22 protein-coding genes and 3 tRNA genes are annotated in these 22,018 nt (G+C 69.4%); 7 read left to right on the forward strand and 18 right to left on the reverse strand.

Annotated features, from left to right (window positions below; all coding sequences use genetic code 11):
* The first annotated feature begins 24 nt into the window (after positions 1-24).
* Positions 25-960 carry a spermidine synthase gene (locus HNR24_RS04935; protein ID WP_182495185.1) on the forward strand — a complete coding sequence of 312 codons (936 nt, stop codon included), beginning with the start codon at positions 25-27 and terminating at the stop codon, positions 958-960.
* Here HNR24_RS04935 and rsmD read toward each other — a convergent pair.
* Genes rsmD through HNR24_RS04955 form a run of 4 tightly spaced genes read right to left on the reverse strand, consistent with a single transcriptional unit; the run spans position 923 to position 6,016 of the window.
* Entirely contained in the window at positions 923-1,591 is a 669-nt protein-coding gene (gene rsmD, locus HNR24_RS04940) for a 16S rRNA (guanine(966)-N(2))-methyltransferase RsmD (RefSeq protein WP_259392410.1), read from the reverse strand. The two genes, HNR24_RS04935 and rsmD, sit on opposite strands and share 38 nt — an antisense overlap.
* Positions 1,557-3,767, reverse strand: coding sequence for an ATP-dependent DNA helicase RecG (locus HNR24_RS04945; RefSeq protein WP_058888784.1), 2,211 nt, complete (start codon positions 3,765-3,767; stop codon positions 1,557-1,559). Before HNR24_RS04945 ends, rsmD begins: the two co-directional genes overlap by 35 nt.
* A gap of 7 nt (positions 3,768-3,774) precedes the next feature.
* Positions 3,775-4,932 (reverse strand): DAK2 domain-containing protein, encoded by a 1,158-nt coding sequence (locus HNR24_RS04950; RefSeq protein WP_058888783.1) that lies wholly within the window; start codon positions 4,930-4,932, stop codon positions 3,775-3,777.
* 58 nt (positions 4,933-4,990) lie between these two features.
* A complete protein-coding gene (locus tag HNR24_RS04955; protein ID WP_058888782.1) occupies positions 4,991-6,016 on the reverse strand; it encodes an LCP family protein in 1,026 nt (341 codons plus the stop codon).
* A 52-nt stretch (positions 6,017-6,068) separates the two neighbouring features.
* Between HNR24_RS04955 and HNR24_RS04960 the strand changes: the two genes are divergently transcribed.
* A complete protein-coding gene (locus HNR24_RS04960) occupies positions 6,069-6,608 on the forward strand; it encodes a DUF3515 family protein (RefSeq protein WP_232301766.1) in 540 nt (179 codons plus the stop codon).
* Between the two features lie 55 nt (positions 6,609-6,663).
* Here the strand turns inward: HNR24_RS04960 and HNR24_RS04965 are convergent, their stop codons facing one another.
* From HNR24_RS04965 to leuC, 6 genes are all read right to left on the reverse strand, one after another.
* Positions 6,664-7,812 (reverse strand): D-alanine--D-alanine ligase family protein, encoded by a 1,149-nt coding sequence (locus HNR24_RS04965; RefSeq protein ID WP_058888780.1) that lies wholly within the window; start codon positions 7,810-7,812, stop codon positions 6,664-6,666.
* A gap of 3 nt (positions 7,813-7,815) precedes the next feature.
* Positions 7,816-8,835 (reverse strand): NAD(P)H-dependent glycerol-3-phosphate dehydrogenase, encoded by a 1,020-nt coding sequence (locus tag HNR24_RS04970; RefSeq protein ID WP_182495187.1) that lies wholly within the window; start codon positions 8,833-8,835, stop codon positions 7,816-7,818.
* A complete protein-coding gene (locus HNR24_RS04975) occupies positions 8,832-9,734 on the reverse strand; it encodes a lysophospholipid acyltransferase family protein (protein WP_232301765.1) in 903 nt (300 codons plus the stop codon). The genes HNR24_RS04970 and HNR24_RS04975 overlap by 4 nt, the downstream gene beginning before the upstream one ends.
* 24 nt (positions 9,735-9,758) lie before the next feature.
* The gene (gene murA, locus HNR24_RS04980) at positions 9,759-11,081 is read right to left on the reverse strand and encodes a UDP-N-acetylglucosamine 1-carboxyvinyltransferase (RefSeq protein ID WP_058888777.1); all 1,323 of its coding nucleotides are present in this window, start codon (positions 11,079-11,081) and stop codon (positions 9,759-9,761) included.
* 144 nt (positions 11,082-11,225) lie between these two features.
* Positions 11,226-11,825, reverse strand: coding sequence for a 3-isopropylmalate dehydratase small subunit (gene leuD / locus HNR24_RS04985; protein WP_058888776.1), 600 nt, complete (start codon positions 11,823-11,825; stop codon positions 11,226-11,228).
* 49 nt (positions 11,826-11,874) lie between these two features.
* On the reverse strand, positions 11,875-13,308 hold the full coding sequence (gene leuC, locus HNR24_RS04990; protein WP_058888775.1) for a 3-isopropylmalate dehydratase large subunit: 1,434 nt from the start codon (positions 13,306-13,308) through the stop codon (positions 11,875-11,877).
* 117 nt (positions 13,309-13,425) lie between these two features.
* Here leuC and HNR24_RS04995 point away from each other — a divergent pair, with 117 nt between their 5' ends.
* Both HNR24_RS04995 and HNR24_RS05000 read left to right on the forward strand, forming a co-directional pair.
* Positions 13,426-14,340, forward strand: coding sequence for an IclR family transcriptional regulator (locus HNR24_RS04995; protein ID WP_375139262.1), 915 nt, complete (start codon positions 13,426-13,428; stop codon positions 14,338-14,340).
* Between the two features lie 54 nt (positions 14,341-14,394).
* Positions 14,395-15,735, forward strand: coding sequence for a UDP-glucose dehydrogenase family protein (locus HNR24_RS05000; protein WP_232301764.1), 1,341 nt, complete (start codon positions 14,395-14,397; stop codon positions 15,733-15,735).
* Here HNR24_RS05000 and thiL read toward each other — a convergent pair.
* The 3 genes from thiL to HNR24_RS05015 are packed head-to-tail and all read right to left on the reverse strand — an operon-like array spanning position 15,722 to position 18,416.
* Positions 15,722-16,858 carry a thiamine-phosphate kinase gene (thiL, locus tag HNR24_RS05005; RefSeq protein WP_182495188.1) on the reverse strand — a complete coding sequence of 379 codons (1,137 nt, stop codon included), beginning with the start codon at positions 16,856-16,858 and terminating at the stop codon, positions 15,722-15,724. The genes HNR24_RS05000 and thiL overlap by 14 nt on opposite strands.
* Positions 16,855-17,895, reverse strand: a complete 1,041-nt coding sequence (locus tag HNR24_RS05010) for a hypothetical protein (protein WP_182495189.1) — start codon at positions 17,893-17,895, stop codon at positions 16,855-16,857. The genes thiL and HNR24_RS05010 overlap by 4 nt, the downstream gene beginning before the upstream one ends.
* A complete protein-coding gene (locus HNR24_RS05015; RefSeq protein WP_182495190.1) occupies positions 17,892-18,416 on the reverse strand; it encodes a sigma-70 family RNA polymerase sigma factor in 525 nt (174 codons plus the stop codon). The genes HNR24_RS05010 and HNR24_RS05015 overlap by 4 nt, the downstream gene beginning before the upstream one ends.
* A gap of 212 nt (positions 18,417-18,628) precedes the next feature.
* On the opposite strand from HNR24_RS05015, the gene HNR24_RS05020 reads away from it, so the two are divergent.
* The gene (locus tag HNR24_RS05020) at positions 18,629-19,345 is read left to right on the forward strand and encodes a CHRD domain-containing protein (protein WP_058888770.1); all 717 of its coding nucleotides are present in this window, start codon (positions 18,629-18,631) and stop codon (positions 19,343-19,345) included.
* Positions 19,346-19,355: 10 nt separating this feature from the next.
* Here the strand turns inward: HNR24_RS05020 and HNR24_RS13965 are convergent, their stop codons facing one another.
* Positions 19,356-19,664, reverse strand: a complete 309-nt coding sequence (locus tag HNR24_RS13965; protein WP_259392411.1) for a hypothetical protein — start codon at positions 19,662-19,664, stop codon at positions 19,356-19,358.
* On the opposite strand from HNR24_RS13965, the gene HNR24_RS13970 reads away from it, so the two are divergent.
* Positions 19,657-20,097 carry a class F sortase gene (locus HNR24_RS13970; protein WP_232301762.1) on the forward strand — a complete coding sequence of 147 codons (441 nt, stop codon included), beginning with the start codon at positions 19,657-19,659 and terminating at the stop codon, positions 20,095-20,097. The two genes, HNR24_RS13965 and HNR24_RS13970, sit on opposite strands and share 8 nt — an antisense overlap.
* Before the next feature lie 25 nt (positions 20,098-20,122).
* On the forward strand, positions 20,123-20,656 hold the full coding sequence (locus tag HNR24_RS05030; protein WP_182495191.1) for a DUF421 domain-containing protein: 534 nt from the start codon (positions 20,123-20,125) through the stop codon (positions 20,654-20,656).
* 88 nt (positions 20,657-20,744) lie between these two features.
* On the opposite strand, the gene HNR24_RS05035 is transcribed toward HNR24_RS05030, so the two are convergent.
* The 4 genes from HNR24_RS05035 to HNR24_RS05050 all read right to left on the reverse strand — a co-directional run bounded on the left by HNR24_RS05035 (position 20,745) and on the right by HNR24_RS05050 (position 21,934).
* Positions 20,745-21,299 carry a hypothetical protein gene (locus HNR24_RS05035; protein ID WP_182495192.1) on the reverse strand — a complete coding sequence of 185 codons (555 nt, stop codon included), beginning with the start codon at positions 21,297-21,299 and terminating at the stop codon, positions 20,745-20,747.
* 252 nt (positions 21,300-21,551) lie between these two features.
* Positions 21,552-21,627, reverse strand: a tRNA-Glu gene (locus HNR24_RS05040).
* A 91-nt stretch (positions 21,628-21,718) separates the two neighbouring features.
* A tRNA-Glu gene (locus HNR24_RS05045) sits at positions 21,719-21,791 on the reverse strand.
* A gap of 71 nt (positions 21,792-21,862) precedes the next feature.
* Positions 21,863-21,934: transfer RNA gene (locus tag HNR24_RS05050), tRNA-Gln, on the reverse strand.
* Positions 21,935-22,018 lie beyond the last annotated feature (84 nt).

The following is a 22,018-nucleotide window of genomic DNA, read 5'->3' on the forward strand; positions in this document are numbered from 1 at the left end:
GTGACGCCAGAGACTGACACGCCAATGTCAGCGGCACCGGGCAGCGAGGCCCTGGGACTCCCCCGCAGCCAGCGGCTCTCCTTCTCCGGGCAGCTCGCCGAGCTCACCAAGGATGACCTCACCGAGGACGGGGTGGTGCTGAGCATCGGCGGCGCCGAGCAGTCCCATGTGGAGCTCGGTGATCCCGACTACCTGCTCCACGACTACCTGTTCCGGATGGGTTCGGTGCTGCAGACCTGCGCCCGCGAGCGCCTGGCCCCTGCCGCAGCCGGCTCCCCGGATGCCGCCGCCACCCGGGTCCCGAGCGTGCTGCACCTGGGTGCTGGGGCGCTGACCCTGCCGCGCTGGATCGAGCATCACTGGCCCGAGGTGGAGCAGACCGTGGTGGACATCGAGCCGGAGCTGGTGGACTTCGTGCTTGAGCACCTGCCGATGCGCACCTCACCGCGCAACCTGGTGGCCGATGCCGCCGCCGTGCTGGGAGCCGGCGGCGCCCTGGAGCAGGCGAGCTTCGACGTCGTCGTGGTGGACCTGTTCAACAGCGCGGCAGCACCAGAACATCTGCGCAGCCCCGCATTTCACCGGGCGGTCTTCGAGAAGGTGCTTCCCGGGGGCCTGTTGCTGGTGAACCTCGGGGATGAGCCGCCGATGGACTTCGTCCGCGCGCAGGTTCTCTCGCTGCTCGAGGCGGCGGCCGCGACCGCTCCACAAGCGACGCAGGCGGCACAGGAGCCACAGGCGGCACCCACCCCGGAGGCGGCGGCTGACGCAGCGGCGAGCTGTGCGCTGCTCAGCGCGCCCAATGATGTGCTCGAAGGGCTCACCGAGGGGAACCTGAGCTACGCCGCGCGGCGCGGTGCGGCGCTGGCCCAGACCGAGCTCAACGCGATCTGGGCCGCCGGCCCACACCCCGGGGACGTGCTCAGTGCGGAAGAGCTGCTGGTGTGGGCTCGACCATGAAGATCTGGGTGCTGCCGTAGGACTTCTCGCTGAAGATCTCCAGGCCCTCCGGCAGGGAGGGGGTCCCGCTGCCGGCGTCGCGCTCGATCACCACGGTGGCCGCCTCGTGCAGCTGCTCCCGGGCCGCTCCGAGCACCTTGAGCAGCTCGGAGTCGCCCAGGCTGTAGGGCGGGTCCAGGAAGAGCAGCTCGATGGGCGGGCCGCTGCGTGAGCCCAGGTAGCGCAGCGCGTCGGCCTTGTGCACGGTGACCGGCTTGCGCAGCGCCTGGGGCGCCTCGGACCCGAAGAACTCGGCGTTGCGGCGCAGCGTGCGCACCGCGGCCTCGGCCTTGTCCACCGCCTCCAGGCTGCGAGCGCCGCGGCTGAGCGACTCGAAGCCCAGCGCACCGGAGCCGGCGTAGAGATCGACGACGACGGCGTCGATCAGCGCGTCGAAGCCCTCCAGCCGGGAGAACAGCGACTCCTTGACCCGGTCGCTGGTGGGCCGGGTGGCGTCGGTGGGGACCGCGACCAGGCGGCGCCCCTTATGCGTGCCGGCGATGATCCGTGACATCTCACACTCCTGTCTCGAGGCCCTGGTGTCGGTGGAACGGGGCTCAGCCGCGCTGGATGAACTCGTCCGCGCCCTCATGGAGGTCGCGGTACTCCCCCACCGCCACGCGCAGTCCAGGGTAGCTCTCCCAGCTGGGATCGGCCGTGCTGAGCTCGGTGAGCAGCTCGGAGGCGCGGACGATGATCTTCTCATCTCGGATCGTGCGCAGCAGCTTCAGCGTGGACGCCCGGCCGGCCTGGGCGGCGCCGAGCACGTTGCCCTCCCGCCGGCGTTCCAGGTCCAGCCGGGCCAGGGTCATCCCGTCGGAATGCTCGGCCACCTGTTCCAGCCGCTCCAGAGAGGGATGCCCGTCCGGCAGCCGGGTGACCAGCAGGGCCAGTCCGTGAGCCCCGCCGCGGCCGATCCGTCCGCGCAGCTGGTGCAGCGTGGAGACACCGAAGGCGTCGGCGTCGAGCACGGCCATCACGGTGGCGTTGTGCACGTCCACGCCCACCTCGATCACGGTGGTGCAGACCAGGACATCGATCTCACCGCGCTCGAAGGAGGTCATCACCGCCTCCTTGGCGGCGGCGTCCATCCGGCCGTGCACCTCGGCGCGCCGGGTCTGCCCCAGCAGCGGGTGCTCGGCCAGGCGCTGGGAGATCAGCTCCACCGAGGCGTCCTGGTCGGTCTGCACCCCGGTCTCAGGGTCCTCGCGGGCATCGGCCTCACTGATCTTGGGGCACACCACATAGGCCTGGTGCCCGGCGGCGACCTCCTCGGCGATCCGCTCCCAGACCCGGCCGATGAACCGTGGGCCCTGCACGGTGCGCACCACATGGGTGGTGATCGGCTTCCTCCCCTGGGGCAGACCTTGAAGCGTGGTCAGCTCAAGGTCGCCGAAGACCGTCATCGCCACTGACCGCGGGATCGGGGTGGCGGACATGACCAGCATGTGCGGGGTGAGCTGGTAGCGGCTGCGCAGCGCGTCTCGCTGCTCCACTCCGAAGCGGTGCTGCTCATCGACCACGGCCAGGCCCAGGTCCAGGAAGTGCACCTGCTCGCCGAGCACCGCGTGGGTGCCCACCACCAGTCCGGCGGTGCCCGAGGCGATGTCTAGGAGCGCGCGGCGCCGTTGTGCGGTGTTCAGCGAGCCGGTGAGCAGGGTCAGCCCGACCTCCTCGGCCAGGTCCCCGAGCATCCGGCGCAGCGAGCGTTCGTGCTGGGCGGCGAGCACCTCGGTGGGTGCGATCAGCGCGGCCTGTCCCCCGTTCGAAAGCACCTGCAGGATCGCGCGCAGCGCGACCAGCGTCTTGCCCGAACCGACCTCGCCCTGCAGCAGCCGGTTCATCGGCTGCTCACTCTCCAGCTCGGCGCCGATGAGGTCACCGCAGCGGACCTGGCCCTCGGTGAGCGTGAACTCGAGGCCGGCGTCGAACCGGGAGAGCAGGTCAGCGTGCTGCCGGGGCCGTGGGACCGCGCGGCGCTGCTGCTCCTCGGCGCGGCGCAGGTGCAGCAGCCCCTGGAGCAGGAAGGCCTCGTGATAGCGCATCCTGCGCAGTCCACGCTCCGGATCCTCCAGAGTCTCGGGCCGGTGGATCAGCCGGTAGGCCTCCCCCAGGGCCGGCAGCTTCTCGGCGGTGCGGACGCTCTCGGGCAGCGGCTCAGGCCAGTCGCTGAAGTCGGTGAGGTCCAGCAGGATCTCGATGCAGTCCAGGATCCGGAAGCTGCTGATCCCAGCGGTGGCCGGGTAGAGCGGGACCGGAGTCTTGCCCCGGTTCAGCGCGCGGGGCAGCTCGGCCGCGCCCAGCGGGTCGGTCTCCGGGTCAACGTGGTCGGTGATGGTGCCCGGGTCGGCGTCGACCAGCACCGTGAAGTCGGGGTTGTTCAAGGTGGGCCGGTCCCGGTAGCTGCCCACCTTCCCGTGGAAGATCGCCCGGGCCCCCTGGGTGAGCTGGCGACCCACGGACCAGCCGTTGAAGAAGGCCAGCTTCAGCGAGTTGCCCTCGTCGTCGGCGACCCACACCTCGGCCAGCGAGCCGCGCCGGTTCGCCATCTTGCGCACCGAGACCCCGGTGACCTCTGCGATCAGGCTGACGTGCTCGCCCGGCTCGGGGAGGTCCCGGAAGGAGGAGAGCTGACCGAACTCGATCCAGCGGCGCGGATAGTGCGCCAGCAGCTGCGCAGCGGTGGTGATGCCCAGGCCCTGCTTCAGCGTCTTCGCCGACTCCGCGCCGAGGATCCGGCTCAGTTCGGTGGCGGGGAGCACGTCCACGTGCAGATCACTCCTGATTTCGTGAAGGCTTGTTTCGCGAGGGCTGGTCCCGGTTCGCCTGCTCAGAACCGGAGTGCCCGTGCGGACTGCGGTGCAGCCCGGTGGCGGAGTAGGCCTCCACCGGGCCCGCGGCGTGCACGGCGGCCGCGGTGCGGGGCTCCTCGCGGGTGTGCACGTGGATCCGCCAGCGATAGCTGCCGTCCTGGTCGGCTTCGGCGTCGATGGGGGTCACGATCACCGAGTCCCCGAGGTCATCGAGGGCATGGCGCAGCGAGGCGGCGCCGAGCGGGTCAAGCCGCACGGTGCACATCACCTCCACACCTGAGCCCTCCGGGTCCTGGGAGGTCTCGGAGGCCTGCGAGGACTCTGAGGTCTCCGCGGTTCCAGGCGCGCACGCGGCCTCGGCCTCCGTACCGTGCGAGGCTGCGGCCGCTGCGGCGTCGTCGTTGTGGTTCCAGGCGTCCGCGCCGGTCGGGGCGTCGGAGGGCTGCCAGCCGGGCAGGCTCTCCAAGGGGGCGAAGTCCATCTCGTTGCCGGTGATGGTGGCGTGCAGTGCGATCAGCACCACCAGCAGCCCGGACCCTCCGGAGTCCACCACATTGGCCTGCCGGAGCGCGGGCAGCTGCTCCCGGGTGGCCTGCACGGCGAGGAAGGCGCGGGAGACCACATAGGGCATGGCCGCCTCCAGGGCGGCCCGGCTCTCGGGCTCCTGGGCCTCAGCGGCGCGGTGGCGGACCTCGGCGTGGACCGCGTCGAGCACCGAGAGCATCGTGCCGGCCACGGGATCGGTGAGGGCTGACCAGGAGCGGACCTTCGCGCGTTCCAGCGCCCGGGCGAGCCCGGAGATGGTGAGTCGCTCATGCCCGTGCAGCGGCTCGGCCAGACCGGAGATCAGCACAGCCAGCAGGGTCCCGGAGTTCCCATAGGCCTGGGACATGGCTTCGGAGCCGGCGGCGGCGAAGAGCTCACCGAGGTCCTGGCTCGGGGAATGCTCCACGCTGGCACGGCAGGCCCGGATGGTGGCGAGCATGTTCTCGCCGGTGTCCGAATCCGGGATCGGGAAGACGTTGAGCCGGTTGAGGTTCTCGACGTTGGTCTCCAGGGCGGCCTCGGCCAGGAGGAACCAGCGGTGCACCGCGGCGGCGCCCTTGACCTTGCCTCTCACCTAGGACTCCCCTCCTGAGTTCGCGGCGCGCAGCCTCAGCCGAGCTCGTGGGCGGGGCTCATCGGGACGCGGCATACTCGTCCAAGGTGCTGTCCGCCAGGGCCTCAGAGATATCAGCCATGGCCTGCTCGTCCTGGTAGAAGATCCACTGGCCGTCGTCGGAGTAGCTGCTCTCCCCGGTCGGGACGGTGAAGAAGTCCACGTTGTTCACCGCGCCGCGCAGGTTCCAGCCCAGCGAGGCCACGGCGCCGGAGTCCAGGGTGTCATCGACGATCACATGCGGGGAGAAGGTCTCCACCAGGTCCCGCACCCGGCCCGGGTTGCTCAGGTTCGACGGGGTGACCGTCTGATCGATCACGGCCTGGATGAAGGCCTGCTGGTTGCGCACTCGCTGGAGGTCCCCGTCCGGGAAGCTCTGCCGGTGCCGCACGAAGGAGAGCGCCTCCTCGGAGGTCATCTCCTGCTCTCCCGGCTGGAAGGTGAAGTCCTCCGCAGTGGTGAAGGGCTGGTCATAGCTGGAGTTCACGGTGACTCCGCCGAGTGAGTCCACCAGGCCGGTGAAGCCGAGCATGTCCACCGCGGCGACGTGGTCGATGCGCGCGTCGAAGAGCGACTCGATGGTGTCGATGGTCAGCGGGAGCCCGCCCAGGCTCAGCGCGGCGTTGATCTTGTGCTGGCCCTGCCCGGGGACCTCCACCCAGAGGTCGCGCGGGATCGACATGATCTGCACGCTGTCCCGGTCGCTGGGGACATGCATCAGCATCATGGTGTCCGAGCGTCCGCCCTGGGGCACGCGCGGCAGGTCCTCGGACTCACCGGATCCGCCGTTCTCGTCGGAGCCCAGCAGCAGGATGTTGATCGACTCGTCATCCTCAGCCTTGACCGGGCGGCCCTCCTCTTCGGGGAAGCTCTCCTCGAAGGTCTGCGCATTGTCCTCATAGGCGCTGCTCAGAGAGTTCAGGTACCACATCCCCGCCACCAGGGCCCCGACCACGATGACCGCCACCACGCTGACCAGGGTCAGGACGATGCGACGCCCCCGCCGCTTCGGCCGGGGCTTGCGGTGGTCGACCTCATACGTCATCTGGTGCTCCTGGAATGGGCATGTGCTTCGGACTTCGTACAGAATATGTCATGTGTCTATAAACCCCGCTCATCACCGTGCCCCCGTTCGTGGCGTGCTCACCGCCCTGCTGGGACTCGGGCTGATCAGCGGCTGCGCCTCCACGGCGAGCGTGGAAGCGGCTGAGGACGCGGCGAATCCGGACTGCGCGGAGGTGATGCTCACCGTCCCTGATGTGATCGGCGACCACGAGCTGCGCCCGACCACTTCGCAGGGCACGGCGGTCTGGGGCGATCCCAGCCACGTGGTCATGCGCTGCGGGGTGGTGCCTCCGGGCCCGACCCCGGAGCATTGCGTCGCGGCCGACGGCGTGGACTGGCTGGCCCTGGAGGAGGACGAGCAGACCTGGCGTCTGGTCAGCTATGGCCGGGACCCGGCCGTGGAGGTGCTGCTGAACCTCGATGAGGTCGCATCCTCCACCGCGATGCTCGCACTGGCCCCTGCGGTGCAGCGGGTGGAGCAGACGAGGACCTGCACCACCACCGAGCAGGAGATCGAGCAGACCGAGGACGGCCAGGAGGTCCAGGAGGGATCCACCGAGCCGCAGGGCTGAGTCTCCGACCCCGGACGAGGCCGGCCGGATTCAGCCGGCCCGACGTCGGCCGGTGTCAGCGCAGGCCGGCGGGGCGCTGCAGCGCCAGGGAGAGCAGCTCGGTGATCAGCTCGGTGTAGCCGATCCCGGTGGCCTTCCACATCTGCGGGTACATGCTGATCGGGGTGAAGCCGGGCATGGTGTTGACCTCGTTGATGATCACATCCCCGGCGGTGGTGTAGAAGAAGTCCGCCCGGGAGATGCCCTCGGCGTCCAGCGCCTCGAAGGCGATGACGGCCTGCCGCCGGATCTCCTCGCTGACCTGCTCCGGCAGCTCGGCCGGGCAGGAGAGGTCTGCGGCGTCGGCGTCGGTGTACTTGGCGTTGAAGTCGTAGAACTGGTGCGCCTGGGAGCCGTCGTGGACCGCGATCTCCCCGAGCAGCGAGGCCCGCGCCGGGGCGCTGTCATGGGAGCCCAGCACGCCGCATTCGATCTCGCGGCCGTCGATGCCCTGCTCCACGATGACCTTGGGGTCGTGCTTGCGCGCCTCGGCGATGGCGTCCTGGAGCTGCCCGTGGTCCTCGACCCGGGTGATCCCCATGGATGAGCCTGCGCGGGCCGGCTTGACGAAGACCGGCAGCTCAAGCTGACGGACCCGTTCCAGGGCGGCGTCGGGGTCCTGGGACCATTCCCGGTCGGTGAGCGTCACCCAGGGCCCGACCTGCAGTCCGGCCGCGGCGAAGGCGATCTTCATGAAGTGCTTGTCCATGGCCATCGCGGAGCTGAGCACCCCGGCCCCGACATAGGGCAGCCCGGCCAGCTCCAGGAGACCCTGGAGGGTGCCGTCCTCCCCGAAGGGGCCGTGCAGCAGCGGGAAGACCACGTCGATGCGGCCCAGTGCGGTGGAGCTGCCGTCGGCGTGGACCTCAAGGAGCTCGGCGCTGCGCTCGGAGGAGCCGGCGGCGCCGGAGTGCAGCTGCACGGTGGACTCGGTGGGCAGCACCCGGGGCAGCTCCGCCCCGCCGAAGCCGTGGCTGCGCGGGTCGGTGACCGGGCGGGTCCACTGCCCTGTGGAGGTGATGCCGATGGCGATCACGTCGAAGGCCTCGGTATCGATGGCTCCGAGCACTCCGGCGGCGGTCACGCAGCTCACCGAATGCTCGGAGGACTGGCCGCCGTAGAGCACCAGGACGCGGGGCTTCAGGGCAGGGTCAGTCTCTGGCATGGATCATCTTCCTTCGGCTTTGAGGTCTCGGGCCAGCAGCAGCGAGGCCAGGCGGTCCACCGGCAGCTTCCCGTCGAGCACCGCGACCACGGCCTCGCAGATCGGCATCTCGATCTCGTGCTGGCGGGCCAGCTCCACCACGGCGGAGCCGGACTTCATGCCCTCCGCGGTCTGGGAGAGCTGGGCGGTGGCCTCCTCGGCGGTGAGCCCCTCGCCGAGCAGGCGGCCGGCGCTGCGGTTGCGGGAGAGCGGTGAGGCGCAGGTCGCGACCAGGTCTCCGAGTCCGGCGAGCCCGGAGAAGGTCTCCAGGCGTCCACCGAGCACGGTGGCCAGTCGGGTGGTCTCAGCCAGTCCGCGGGTGATCACCGAGGCCTTGGAGTTGTCCCCGAGCTTCTGGCCGTCGCAGATCCCCACCGCCAGGGCGATCACGTTCTTCACGATCCCGGCGATCTCCACCCCGGTGACGTCGGTGTTGGTGTAGGGCCGGAAGTACTGGTTCTTGCACAGCGCGGCGACCCGCTCCGCGGTCTGCTCGCTGGCGCAGGCCACCACTGAGGCGGTGGGCTCCTCACGGGCGATCTCCATCGCCAGGTTGGGTCCGGAGACCACGGCGATGCGATCCGGGCCTACGCCCAGCTCGGCGGCGATGACCTCGGACATGCGCAGGTCGGTGCCGCGCTCGAGGCCCTTGATCAGGGAGACCAGGACGGTGGAGGACTCGAGGTTCTCCCGGATGATCTGCAGGTGCGAGCGCAGCGACTGGGCCGGTACGGCGAGCACCACGATCTCGGCGCCGTGCACCGCCTCGGCGAGGTCGGTGGTGGCGGTGATCATCTCTGGGAGGCGGGTCTCCCCCAGGTAGGTGGCGTTGCTGTGGGAATCGGTGATCTCGGCGGCCACCTCCTCACGGCGCGCCCAGAGCATGATCGAGGGCAGGTCCCCGCCGAGCACCGCGGCGTCGGCCATGACCTTCGCGAAGGTGGTGCCCCAGCTTCCTGCTCCCAACACGGCGATCTTGGTCATGAGGGACCCTTCTGCTCGTCGTCGGAGGTGGGGTTCTGCGGGGCGCGGCCCGTCTGGCGGCGAGGCACCCGCTGGCGCAGGCTGCGGTCCCAGATCATCTCGGGAGGCTGCTCTCCGCGCAGCGCGGCCACACCTTCGGTGAGCGCGGTCTCGATGCGCTCGGTGGCCTCGCTCAGCACGGACCGGGTCATCGGGCCGGAGCGCAGGTCGGAGAGGTCGATCGGCTCCCCCACTGTGAGCTGGTAGCGCTTGCGCGGGAAGAACTTGGGCAGCTTCGCGTAGGTGCCGAAGAGCTCCTGGACCCCCCAGTGCGTGATCGGGATCAGCGGGGCTCCGGTGCTCAGCGCGAGCCGGGCCGCACCGGTCTTCGCGCGCATCGGCCAGCCCTCGGGATCCCGGGTCAGGGTCCCTTCGGGGTAGATCAGGACCGCGCCGTCGGCGGCGATCACGTCCTTGGCCGCCTCCAGCGAGCGGCCGGCATCGCTGCGGCTGTCCCGGGAGACCGGGATCTGCTTGAGACCGGTGAACACCTTGCCCAGCACCGGGATCCGGACCAGCGAGTCCTTGATCAGGAAGTGGAAGGTGTGGCCGCTGCGATAGACCGCGTGCGCGACGATCAGCGGGTCGATCTCGCTGACATGGTTCGCCACCACGATGAACCCGCCCTCGGGCAGGGTCTCCAGGCCCTTCCAGCGGCGTCCCAGGGCCAGGTTCAGCACCGGGATGCAGACCGCGGCCGCGCCCGAGAACACCAACCGGGTGCCGCGCCCCACGGTGTAGTCGACGGGGTCGACACCCGCGAGGGGGCGCCTGGAGGAGGGGCGGCTCGAGCCAGACCTGCGGCGGCTCGAGCGGCCTCGGCCCTCGACGGGTGCTGGGTCGCTGCTGGAATCGGTCACAGAGACAAACCCTACCGGCCCGACTCAGCGTTCGGACATCACGACATCCGCACCCAGGTCGCCCAGCTTGTCCATGAAGTGCTCGTAGCCGCGGTTGATGACCTCGATGCCGGTGACCCGGGAGGTGCCGTTGGCGGCCAGCGCGGCGATCAGGTGGGAGAAGCCGCCGCGCAGGTCAGGGACGTCGATGTCGGCGCCCTGGAGCTCCACGGGACCTGAGATCACGGCGGAGTGCAGGAAGTTGCGCTGCCCGAAGCGGCAGGGGCTCGAGCCCAGGCACTCGCGGTGCAGCTGGATCGAGGCGCCCATGCGCTTGAGCGCCTCGGTGAAGCCGAACCGGTTCTCATAGACCGTCTCGTGCACGATCGAGACGCCATGGGCCTGGGTGAGCGCGACGACCAGCGGCTGCTGCCAGTCGGTCATGAAGCCCGGGTGCACGTCGGTCTCGAGCACCAGCGGCATCAGGGCGTGGCCTGCGTGCCAGAAGCGGATGCCGTCGTCGTCCACGGCGAACTCGCCGCCGATCTTGCGGTAGGTGTTCAAGAACGCCATCAGGTCGCGCTGCGCGGCGCCCTTGACGTAGATGTCGCCCTGGGTGACCAGCGCCGCGGAGGCCCAGGAGGCGGTCTCGTTGCGGTCGGTGATCGCGCGGTGGCGGTAGCCGGAGAGCCGGTCCACGCCCTCGATGCGGATGGTGCGGTCGGTGTAGACCGTGATGATCGCGCCCATCTGCTGCAGGATCGCGATCAGGTCGTGGATCTCGGGCTCCACGGCGGCGTTCTCGAGCTCGGTGATGCCCTCGGCGAGCACCGCGGTGAGCAGCACCTGCTCGGTGGCGCCCACTGAGGGGTAGGGCAGGGTCAGCTTCGCGCCCTTGAGTCCGCGCGGCGCGGAGATGTGGATGCCGGTGGGCGACTTGTCGACGACGGCGCCGAAGTTGCGCAGCACCTCGAGGTGGTAGTTGATCGGGCGGTCCCCGATCCGGCAGCCGCCGAGGTCCGGGATGAACGCCTCACCGTGCTGGTGCATGAGCGGGCCGCAGAAGAGGATCGGGATGCGGGAATCCCCGGCATAGGCGTCGATCTCGGAATGTGCGGCGCTGTAGGAGTCGCGCGGGTCCAGCGTGAGATCACCGGTGGCCGGATCGGCGTCGACCTTGACGCCGTGGATCTGGAGCAGATTGGTGACGATCTCGACGTCTTTGATCGCCGGGACGTTGCGCAGCTGGGACGGCTCGCTGCCCAGCAGCGCGGCCACCATGGCCTTGGGGACGAGGTTCTTCGCGCCACGGACGTGGACGGATCCCTCGAGTGGCTTTCCACCCTGAACGGTGAGCAGCTTGGCCATTGGACTGGCGTCCCTTCTTCGACAAATGTGAAATGTAGCTTTGCCACTGTAACCACATCTGCTGGGATCCCTTCCCGCTTCCGCCGGTGGCTGAGGCAACGATTCGGTCAAGCCGGGGCCCCCGCGGAGGGCCAGACGGCGAGGTCAGACCTTTGCCGGCAGGGTTTTCGGCTTGAATCCGGGGCGGCTCGCCTCGAAAGCCTCCACGGCCGGGGCCTCGCGCAGTGTGAGCGAGATATCGTCGAGGCCCTCGAGCAGGCGCCACCGGGTGTAGTTGTCGATCTCGAAGCTGGTCTCCACCGAGCCGCAGCGCACGGTGCGGTGGATCAGGTCCACGGTGATCTCAGTCCCGGGATTGTTCTCCAGCTCCTTCCAGATCAGCTCCACATCCGGCTGGGCGACCTTCGCGGCGAGCAGGCCCTGCTTCGCGGAGTTGCCGTAGAAGATGTCCGCGAAGCGGGAGGAGATCACGGCGCGGAAGCCGTAGTCCTTCAGCGCCCAGACGGCATGTTCCCGGGAGGACCCGGTGCCGAAGTCCGAGCCGGCCACGAGCACCGACCCATGCTGATAGGCGGGCTGGTTCAGCACGAAGTCCTGGTTCTTCCGCCAGGAGGAGAACAGCGCGTCCTCGAAGCCGGTCTTGGTGATCCGCTTGAGGTAGACCGCGGGGATGATCTGATCGGTGTCCACGTTCGACTGCTTCAGCGGGACGCCGATGCCGGTGTGGGTGGTGATGGGTTCCATGGATCCTTCTCGGTAATCTGGTGCGGGGCTCAGGCCGGGGCAGCGAGGCTCAGGCCGGGACGAGGATGTCCGCCGGGGCGGAGAGGGTGCCGCGGATCGCGGTCGCGGCGGCCACCACCGGGGAGACCAGGTGGGTCCGTCCGCCCTTGCCCTGGCGGCCCTCGAAGTTGCGGTTCGAGGTGGAGGCGCAGCGCTCCCCCGGGGCCAGCTGATCAGGGTTCATGCCCAGGCACATCGAGCAGCCGGCGAAGCGCCACTCGGCGCCGAACTCCTTGAAGACCTTGTCCAGCCCCTCGGCCTCGGCCTGGAGCCGGACCTTCGCGGAGCCGGGCACCACGATCATCCGGACCTCCGGGTCCTTCTCGCGGCCGGCGAGGATCTCCGCAGCGGCGCGCAGGTCCTCCATCCGGGAGTTGGTGCAGGAGCCCAGGAAGACGGTGTCCACCCGGATATCCTTCATCGGGGTGCCGGGGGTGAGGTCCATGTAGGTCAGCGCCCGCTCGGCGGACTCCCGGGCGACGTCGTCGGTGAAGTCGGTGGGCGCAGGGACCACGCCGTTGAGGCTCACGCCCTGACCGGGGTTCGTTCCCCAGGTCACGAACGGGTCCAGGGTGTCGGCGTCGAGGATCACCTCGGCGTCGAAGCGTGCGCCCTCATCGGTGCGCAGGGACTTCCAGTACTCGACCGCGGCGTCCCAGTCGGCGCCCTCCGGGGCGTGCGGGCGGCCCTTGATGAAGTCGAAGGTGGTCTGATCTGGGGCGATCATGCCCGCCCGGGCGCCGGCCTCGATGGACATGTTGCAGATGGTCATCCGCGCGTCCATGGAGAGCTCCTCGATGGCGGAGCCGCGGTATTCCAGCACGTAGCCCTGGCCGCCGCCGGTGCCGATCTCGGCGATCACCGCCAGGATGATGTCCTTGGAGCTCACGCCCGGGCGCAGCGACCCGTTCACGGTGATCGCCATGGTCTTGAACGGCTTCAGCGGCAGGGTCTGGGTGGCCAGGACATGCTCCACCTCGGAGGTGCCGATGCCCATGGCCAGGGCGCCGAAGGCACCGTGGGTGGAGGTGTGGGAGTCCCCGCAGACCACGGTCATCCCGGGCTGGGTCAGGCCCAGCTGCGGGCCGACCACATGGACGATCCCCTGATCGGCGTCGCCCAGGGAGTGGATCCGCACCCCGAACTCCTCGGCGTTCGCGCGCAGCGTGTCGACCTGCTTGCGCGAGATCGGGTCCGCGATGGGCTTGTCGATCTCCAGCGTGGGAGTGTTGTGGTCCTCGGTGGCGATGGTCAGGTCCGGTCGGCGCACCGGGCGCCCGGCCAGGCGCAGACCTTCGAATGCCTGCGGGCTGGTGACCTCATGGACCAGGTGCAGGTCGATGTAGAGCAGGTCCGGAGACCGCTGACCGTCGGACTCTTCGCCGGCGACGACGACGTGGTCGCGCCAGACCTTTTCAGGCAACGTGAGTGGCGTGTTCGCCATGGGATCCTCCTGATGGGCTCACTCACTACAGAACCACCATTGCGCGGGGGCTTCTATACCCCGCACAGAGGTCTCATTATCTGAGATCGGGGCGGCGATTGCCAGTATCATGGGCTCATGCCAGCATCGCCCTATTCCCCCAGGCCCGGTGAGCAGTACTCCCCGCAGGCTTCCCGTTCCGGCGCCCCCACAGGCGGCCCGCGCCGGATGGTCGCGCAGAAGCTGCCTCCGGCCTCGGGGGACGGCAGACCCGCACCCACGCTGCCCCCGGACCCGCCGCGGCCGCTGCACTCCCCCTCCGGGATCGGGGTGGTGGACAAGTCGGTGATGATCATGGACGCACTCGAGGCCGGACCGGCCTCACTGGCTCAGCTGGTGGAGTGCACCGGCCTGGCCCGGCCCACGGTGCACCGGCTGGCCAGCGCCCTGGTGCACCACCGTTTCCTCAGCCGGGATGTGCGCGGACGCTACGTGATCGGGTCCCGCCTGGCCGAACTGGCCTCCGCCGCCGGGGATGACCGGCTGGTCACCGCGGCCGGCCCGATCCTGCTGCGGCTGCGCGACGCCACCGGGGAGAGCTCCCAGCTCTACCGCCGGCAGGGAGACGCCCGGGTCTGCGTGGCCTCGGCCGAGCGGCCGATCGGTCTGCGGGACTCCATCCCGGTGGGCACCCAGCTCTCCATGAAGGCCGGCTCCGCCGCCCAGGTGCTGCTGGCCTGGGAGGACCATGAGCGCCTGGTCGAGGGACTGCACGGCGCCCGGTTCACCCCCACGGTGCTGGCCGGGGTGCGACGCCGCGGCTGGGGCGAGTCCCTCGGGGAGCGTGAGGCCGGGGTCGCCTCGGTCTCCGCCCCGGTGCGTGGACCCTCCGGGCGGGTCCTGGCGGCCGTGTCGATCTCCGGACCGATCGAGCGGCTGACCCGGCAGCCGGGGAGGCAGTACGCCGGCGTCGTCGTCCAGGCGGCGCACCAGCTGACCGAACTGGTCCGCAAGAATCCCGATGCCGCCGAGCACGGACTGGGCGAGCAGTAGCCGGGGCACACCCATCTGCAGGCATTTCCCAGGAATCTTCAGCAGGCCCTTATGATGAGGGGCGTGATTGAGAATATAAGCGTCATCGGAACTGGCTACCTCGGCGCCACCCATGCGGCATGCATGGCAGAACTGGGCTATAACGTGCTCGGCGTGGACATCGACCCCGAGAAGATCGACTCGCTCTCCCGCGGCGAGCTTCCCTTCCACGAGCCCGGCCTGCCCGAGCTGATCCGCAAGCATGTGGACTCCGGACGGCTGCGCTTCACCACCGACCTCGAAGAGGTCGGCGCCTGGGGCGACGTGCACTTCATCGCTGTGGGCACCCCGCAGCAGGCCGGCGGCACCGGCGCGGACATGACCTTCGTCAACGCCGCGACCCGCTCGCTGGCGCGTGCGATCAGCAAGGACGCGCTGATCGTGGGCAAGTCCACGGTCCCGGTGGGCACCGCACGCCGGCTCGCGGCCCTGGTCGAGGAAGAGTCCGCCGAGGGTGTGCGCGTGAGCCTGGCATGGAACCCGGAGTTCCTGCGCGAGGGCTTCGCCGTGGAGGACACGCTGCGCCCCGACCGTCTGGTGGTGGGCACCGCCGATGAGGCCGACGAGGCCGTGCTGCGCGATGTCTACTCCGAGGCGCTGGGCCGGGACACCCCCTGGATCGCCACCGACTTTGAGACCGCAGAGCTGGTCAAGGTCGCCGCGAACGCATTCCTGGCCACCAAGATCTCCTTCATCAACGCCTTCTCCGAGGTCACCGAGGCCGTGGGCGGGAACATCACCACCCTGGCCGACGCGATCGGCCACGACACCCGGATCGGCCGGAAGTTCCTCAACGCCGGGGTCGGCTTCGGCGGCGGCTGCCTGCCCAAGGACATCCGGGCCCTGCAGACCCGCGTGGGCGAGCTCGGCCTGGACCACACGATGCGCTTCCTCGATGAGATGGACCAGATCAACCTGCGCCGTCGTGACCGGGTGGTCAACCTCGCAGAGCAGATCCTGGACTCCGATCTGGCGGGCAAGCGGATCGCCGTGCTCGGAGTGACCTTCAAGCCGCTCTCCGACGACGTCCGAGACTCCCCTGGCCTGGACGTGGCTGTGCGCCTGTTCAGCTCCGGCGCCGATGTGGCCGTCTACGACCCGGAGGGCAACCGCAACGCGGCCAAGCGCTTCCCGCGACTGGGCTACGTGGATTCACTCACCGAAGCGGTCACCGACGCCGATCTGGTGGTGCTCACCACGGAGTGGAACGAGTTCAAGGCGCTCACCCCGGCCGACCTCGAGCCGCTGGTGGCGCAGAAGCAGTTCATCGACGCCCGCAACGTGCTCAGCGCGAGTCAGTGGGAAGGCTCCGGCTGGCGCTTCGCGCAGCTGGGTCGGATCTTCACCGACGCCTGAGCGAATCCCAGCCACGATCATCGATGGCGCTCGTGAGGATCACCTCGCGGGCGCCATCGGCGTCTGACCTGGCCTCCGCGGCGGGTTCTGCGCCTACCTCTGCGGGCGACGCTGCGGGGAGGATCTCGCCGACCTTCAGAAAGCCCTCCGGCAGCGCGGCCTCGGCCGGGAAGCTCGCCAGCAGCTCATAGTCCTCTCCCCCGGCGGCGACCCAGTGCAGCGCCTGCTCCTGGGCCTGCTGCGGGGCGAGACCCAGGGCGACGGTTGCCGGGTGCAGGGCCGCGGCCTGCTCGGCGAGGTCCGGTTCATGCATCAGCACCCGCACCGCGGAGGCTCGCGCGAGGCGCTGCGCGTCGCGCAGCAGCCCGTCGGAGAGGTCCATCCCGGCGGTGGCACCGGCGGTCACCGCGTCGATGCCGGTTCTCAATCGCGGGGCCGGGGCGATCTGGGCATCGCGGAGCCGGGCCAGCTCTGGTGTGCCGGAGGAGACCCCAGCCTCGAGCAGCGCCAGACCAGCCGCCGCCGCGCCCAGCGGGCCCGAGACGGCAAGCTGGTCACCTGGGCGGGCCCCGGTGCGGCGCAGCGCGGGGCGTCCTGCGGGGAGGCGGCCGACTGCGGTCAGGGTCACCGAGATCCCAGGGCCAGAACCCAGGTCGCCTCCGGCGATCCGGCAGTGCTCCGCCCCGGTGCGGCGCACCGCCTCCGTCAGTCCGCGGTAGAACCCGCGCACCCAGTCCAGCGGGGTGGCCGCAGGCAGGGTGAGGCTGACCAGCAGCGCCACCGGTGTCGCGGCCATGGCGTTGAGATCGGAGAGGTTCTGTGCGGCGGCCTTGAGCCCGACGGCGCGGCCCATGACCGCGGCCTGGTCCTGCCCGCTCCACCAGCCGGCACGAAAGTCTTCATCCTGGCTCAGCGTGTCCGTGGTCAGCACGATCCGGGCAGGGGCGCCGTCCTGGGGCAGCTCCAGCACGGCGGCGTCGTCGCCGGGGGCCAGGGTGAGTTCTGCCAGCTCAGTGGCGGGGCTGCCGAGCTCACCGAGCTCTTGGAGGATCACGGCGAGGACCGCATCCTCCCCGGACTCCCCCACGTTGGCCGGGCCGTCCTGGTTCGGGGTGGGCGTCATTCGACGTCCGGAAGCGCCGCCGCGGTGACCTCGCCGCCGGTCTCGTCGCGGATCTCCAAGCGCTGGACGTCCTCGCGCAGCACCGCACCATTCATCCGGCAGTCCACCGGGACCTCAGAGCCCAGGAAGGAGCCGGACTCGATCTCCTGGCCGTCCTCCCCGATGAGCACCACAGTGAACGCCTCCCCGACGGGGAGTCCGTCGATCAGCAGCACGGTCTCGGTGCCCCAGGTGTGGGCGATCAGGGAGCCGTCGACGACGACGCCGGCGCTGGGGTCGGTGAAGCTCACCGGCTCCTGCGAACCGAGCTCCCCTGGCGGGCCCAGCGGTTCTTCGGCCACCAGGCCACCGGCCTCGTCCGGGTCCTGGGCGTCTGAGTCGGTGTCCAGGATCGCCTGCACGCCGAGGGTCCCCGCCACGCCCAGCGCCACGCAGGCGGCCAGCGCGAGGCTCTGCCGCAGCCGTGACCGGCGGCGCGATGATGCGGCGGCCCCGTGGGCGCCGGGGCGTGTGGGCTGCGGGGTGGGCTGAGCTGACTGTTCCTGAGGGTGCTGCGCAGTGTGCTGCCGCTCGGCGTCGCGCCGCTTGGCGAACCCGGGTTCGGCGTCGTCCGGCTCGGCGCCCTGCGGTGCAGCGGCGGGCGATGCAGCAGCGTGCTCGGCGCCCTGCGGTGCAGCGGCGGGCGATGCAGCGGCGCCCTGCGATGCGGCGTTACGGTCGGGCTGAGCGGGAGCGCGGCCGGCTCCGTCACGCTGCGACTCTCGGGCGGTGACTTCGGCGATCACCCTCTCCCGCAGGGACTCCGGCGGCTGCGCCTGGCTCCAGGCGTCGAGGCTGCCTGGCAGCGCTGCGCTGATCTCGCGCAGCTCGCGAAGCTCCTGGGCGAGCATCGGGTCCTCCGCGCACATCGCGTCGAGTTCCTGACGCTCCGCAGGGCTGAGATCATCGGCCGCCGCCGCGCCGAGCAGCTCCGCGCGCCGCTGCGACGCCGGATCCGGGCCTCCCCTGGGGTCGGTGTCGTCGTGATGTGCACTCATGACTCGCCTTCCATCTCTTCGATCGCGCGGCGAAGGGCCCGCAGGCCATAGTAGGTTCGGGTGCGCAGGGTGGGCATCGGCACCTGCAGCGCCTCTGAGAGTTCCGCGTAGCTGAAGCCCAGCACGTGCACGGCCACGACCATCTCAGCATGCTCGGCGCTGATGGTCCCCAGTGCGTCGATGAGCATCATCGTCTGGGTGGGATCCGCGACCACAGGATCAGGCGCATCGATCTGTGTGATCTCGGGCTCCATCGGGATCGGGATCCGCCGCCGGGCGCGGAACTCATCGCGCACCACGTTGCGCGCGATCGCGAAGAGCCAGTTGCGCAGGCTCGAGCGCTCGGGGTCGAAGCGGTCCAGGGCCTGCCAGGCCCGCACGAAGGTCTCTTGGACGCATTCCTCAGCGGCGTCACGATCCTGCAGCGCCTTGGTCGCGAACCCGAGCAGCGCGGGGGCGTGCTGGTCGTAGGCGGATTCGATGGTGGGGATACCCAGGCCCGTCTGCGGTTCAGTGCGCATCCGCTCAGCCGCCTCCATCACTTCTCATCCGGTCTCTCGACCTGGACGTCGAAAGCGTGACCCTCAAGCTCCACGATACACAGCGCGGACCGGGCCCCGCTGGGAGCAGAAAGTTTATTCCGGAAACCATGAACGCCGAGGCGCTGTGATCAGTATTACGAAGTGGCGGGCCGAAATTCGGCCTCCCACAGTTCTCGAAGGAGTCACCCACGATGACGACATCACGACGCAGAACCATCGGCGCCGGCGCCACCCTGGGCGCAGCGGTCCTGCTGCTCTCCCCCACCATGGCCCACGCCAGCACCGAGGCCGGCAGCGAGGTCGAATGGCCCGAGGAGTTCACCAGCGCCTACACGGTCATGGCAACTCCTGACGAGGTCATCAACTCCGACGGCGAGGTCTCTCCGGGTGAGGAGGGCGCGACGGGCGACTTCATGTTCTGGATCAATTCAGAGGAAGAGGTCATCTGTTACGAGATCACACTCGAAGGGGTCACCGGCGGCTACGAGAGCCCAGCGCTGACTGCCACGCACATCCATGAGGCCGCTGCCGGCGAACCCGGTCCGCCGCGCCTGGCCTTCCCGGATCCAGAGCCCATCGGTGACGAGCCACGCACCTCCACCGGCTGCATGCAGGGTCCCTTCATGACCGGGGTTGAAGGCGACGACGGCGCCGACACCGGCGAAGGATTCAGCCTCGCCGAGATCGAGGCCAACCCGGCCGGCTTCACCGGTGACTCCCACACCGAGGAGTTCACCGACGGTGTGGTCCGCGGACAGCTGATGCAGGTTCCGCTGGACGGCGTGGAGACCGGCGGCGGCGGCATGCAGCAGTCCTCGGCTCCGATCGGCGTCTTCGCCGGGGCCGGCGTGCTGGCACTGGCAGGAGCCAGCGCCTTCATGCTGGTGCGCCGCAGCCAGACCTCGTGACCCGAGGCCTTCAACGGCTCCCTGACGTCAGGGTTCGGCGGCTGCCCCTCGGGGTGGCCGCCGCCCTGGCGCTGGGGCTGGGACTCAGCGCCTGCGGCACGCCGGGGTCCCCGAGCACGTCCTCTGAGCCGGAGCCGGCGAGCTCGACGGTCGATGCGGCGCCGTCGTCGTCGGAAGCAGACTCTTCAGCGTCGAGCTCACCCGCAGCGCCATCGAGCTCAGCTTCCAGTCCCCCCGCGTCGAACAATTCCGCACCGGGCAGCTCGGCGCCGGACAGCGGCTCAGCCGAGTCCGGAGTCCCACCGGCAGAGGTGCGCATCCCCTCGATCGACGTCGACGAGTCTCTGATCGATCTGGGCATCAACCAGGACGGGACCATGGAGGTGCCCGAGGACTACAGCGAGGTGGGCTGGTTCGAGGGCGGCGGCATGCCCGGCGGACGTGGACCCACGGTGATCGCCGGACATCTGGACTCCACCACCGGTCCCGCAGTGTTCCACCGCCTGGTTCAGATGCAGCCCGGGGATGAGGTGGAGGTCACCGACGCCGAGGGCGAGGTCCACCACTACCGGGTGGAGCGCACCGAGGTCTTCCCCAAGGATGACTTCCCCACCCGAGAGGTCTTCGGAGCGATCCCGGAGGATGAGCTGCGCCTGATCACCTGCACCGGGCTCTTCGACGTCGATGCGGGAAGCCATGAGGACAACCACATCGTCTTCGCCGTCCCGGTCGAGAACCCTGGTGGACACTGACCCTGTGAGGTGACAGGGTCGCCCGATGGACATCACTCAATACTGGAACGGGTGGGACCCGATCCTGCACACCGTCATCACCCTGACCGCGGGCTACCTGGCGCTGCTCTTCATCCTCCGGCTCTCCGGGCCGCGCACCATGGCGAACATGACCCCGCTGGACTTCATCGTGGCGGTCACCATCGGTTCGGCCTTCGGGCGCGTGCTCACCGCGGTGGAGGTCCCGCTGGCCCAGGCGCTGCTCACGCTGGCCCTGCTGGTGCTGCTGCAGTGGCTGCTGGCCTGGGTGCGGGGACGCTCGCCGAAGATGCGCCGACTCCTGGATGCACCCCCGGTGCTGATCTACTACCAGGGCAAGTTCCAGCGGAAGGCGCTGCGCAAGCACCAGCTGGTCGAGGATGACGTGCACACCGCGGTGCGGAACTCCTCGCGCGGATCCATGGGCGAGGTCTCTGCCGTGATCCTGGAGCAGAACGGCGGCCTGGTGGTCATCGGAGATGATCAGCTCGGGGACGGCTCCTCGGTGCTCACCTTCACCGGCCGAGCCGAGGACGACTGACCCACCCGCCACGCTTTTCCCATTGAGGGGCGGATTCTACGAGCATTCTGGGCCAAAAAGCCCATGAGATGCACGCAGAATCCGCCCCTCAAGCTGTAGGTGGGGAGTCTGAGCTCTCACGCATCCGGTTCAGGCGCTGCGCAGTCAGCTCAGACTCCGGAACCGACACGAAATACCACTCCGCAAGCTTCTGCCGGCCCTCCACGGTGACCTCTCCCTGAAGGACCTGTCTCCGGAAGTCCGCATTGGTCTTGACCAGCACGTTCTCAGCGCCGGCCAGGTACCCGATTCGACCCGGCCCCAGCCATTTCCACCCCACGTCCATCGCGCCCCCGGTGGGGGCCTTCTCGATGGACTGGATCGCCTCCCAGGGGAGCGTGCGGGAGACGAACGGGCCCACCGAAAGCGTCAGGCCCTCCTCCACGCTGGCCCGCGTGTGCACCACGAGGACTTTGATGACACCCACCAGGAGCACCGCGACCAGCGCCAAGCCGACGACGGCGAGGACCGAGCCCTGCACAGAGGAGTCCTGGGACGTGAAGGAGACCACAACGGTGATCGCGGCCGTCCACCCCATGAGGCCATAGATCAGCCAGTACACGGGCCGCTGCGGGTGACTGACGGTGCGGATGGTCTCATCCATGGTGAAAGCCTCTCTGGGAGCGACTGCTGCGTGACCTTGCGAGCATCGCTGCGGCGAACCAGACTCCCAAGTCAGCGAGGCGTGGCATGTCGTCATGCTACCCACGCTCGCGGCTGCACCAAACCCGTTGAGGGGCGGAATCTGCGAGTAGCTGGGGCCGAAAAGCCCACGAGACGCTCGGAGATTCCGCCGCTCAACGCAAAAAGCAAGCGCCCGGTCTCGTGTGAGACCGGGCGCTTGCTTTATCACCAGTGGTGACCCCAGCGGGATTCGAACCCGCGTTACCGCCGTGAGAGGGCAGCGTACTAGGCCGCTATACGATGGGGCCGTGCTTCAGTTGTACCTCCCGGAATCCGGGAGGGTCTTGCGTGTGGAGTGTCGGGTCCCCGCGCTCCGAGGAGCGCGGGGCCAGACGTCCGTGACCCCAGCGGGATTCGAACCCGCGTTACCGCCGTGAGAGGGCAGCGTACTAGGCCGCTATACGATGGGGCCGTATTCCATAGCTGTGGCCCCCGTCGCCGAGGGCCGGTCGTGCTGTGTAAGAGACCACAAATGGGTCTCCGCTGGGCTACTAGGACTCGAACCTAGAACGACGGTACCAGAAACCGCTGTGTTGCCGATTACACCATAGCCCATTATTTGCTTGTCAACGCCGTCGCATAGGGCAACTTTTCGCCCCCAGCAACGGGAATCAACTATACACATGGGTGGCGCCGAAG

Origin of the sequence: Nesterenkonia sandarakina (assembly GCF_014138825.1) — a bacterium.
Lineage (GTDB): Bacteria > Actinomycetota > Actinomycetes > Actinomycetales > Micrococcaceae > Nesterenkonia > Nesterenkonia sandarakina.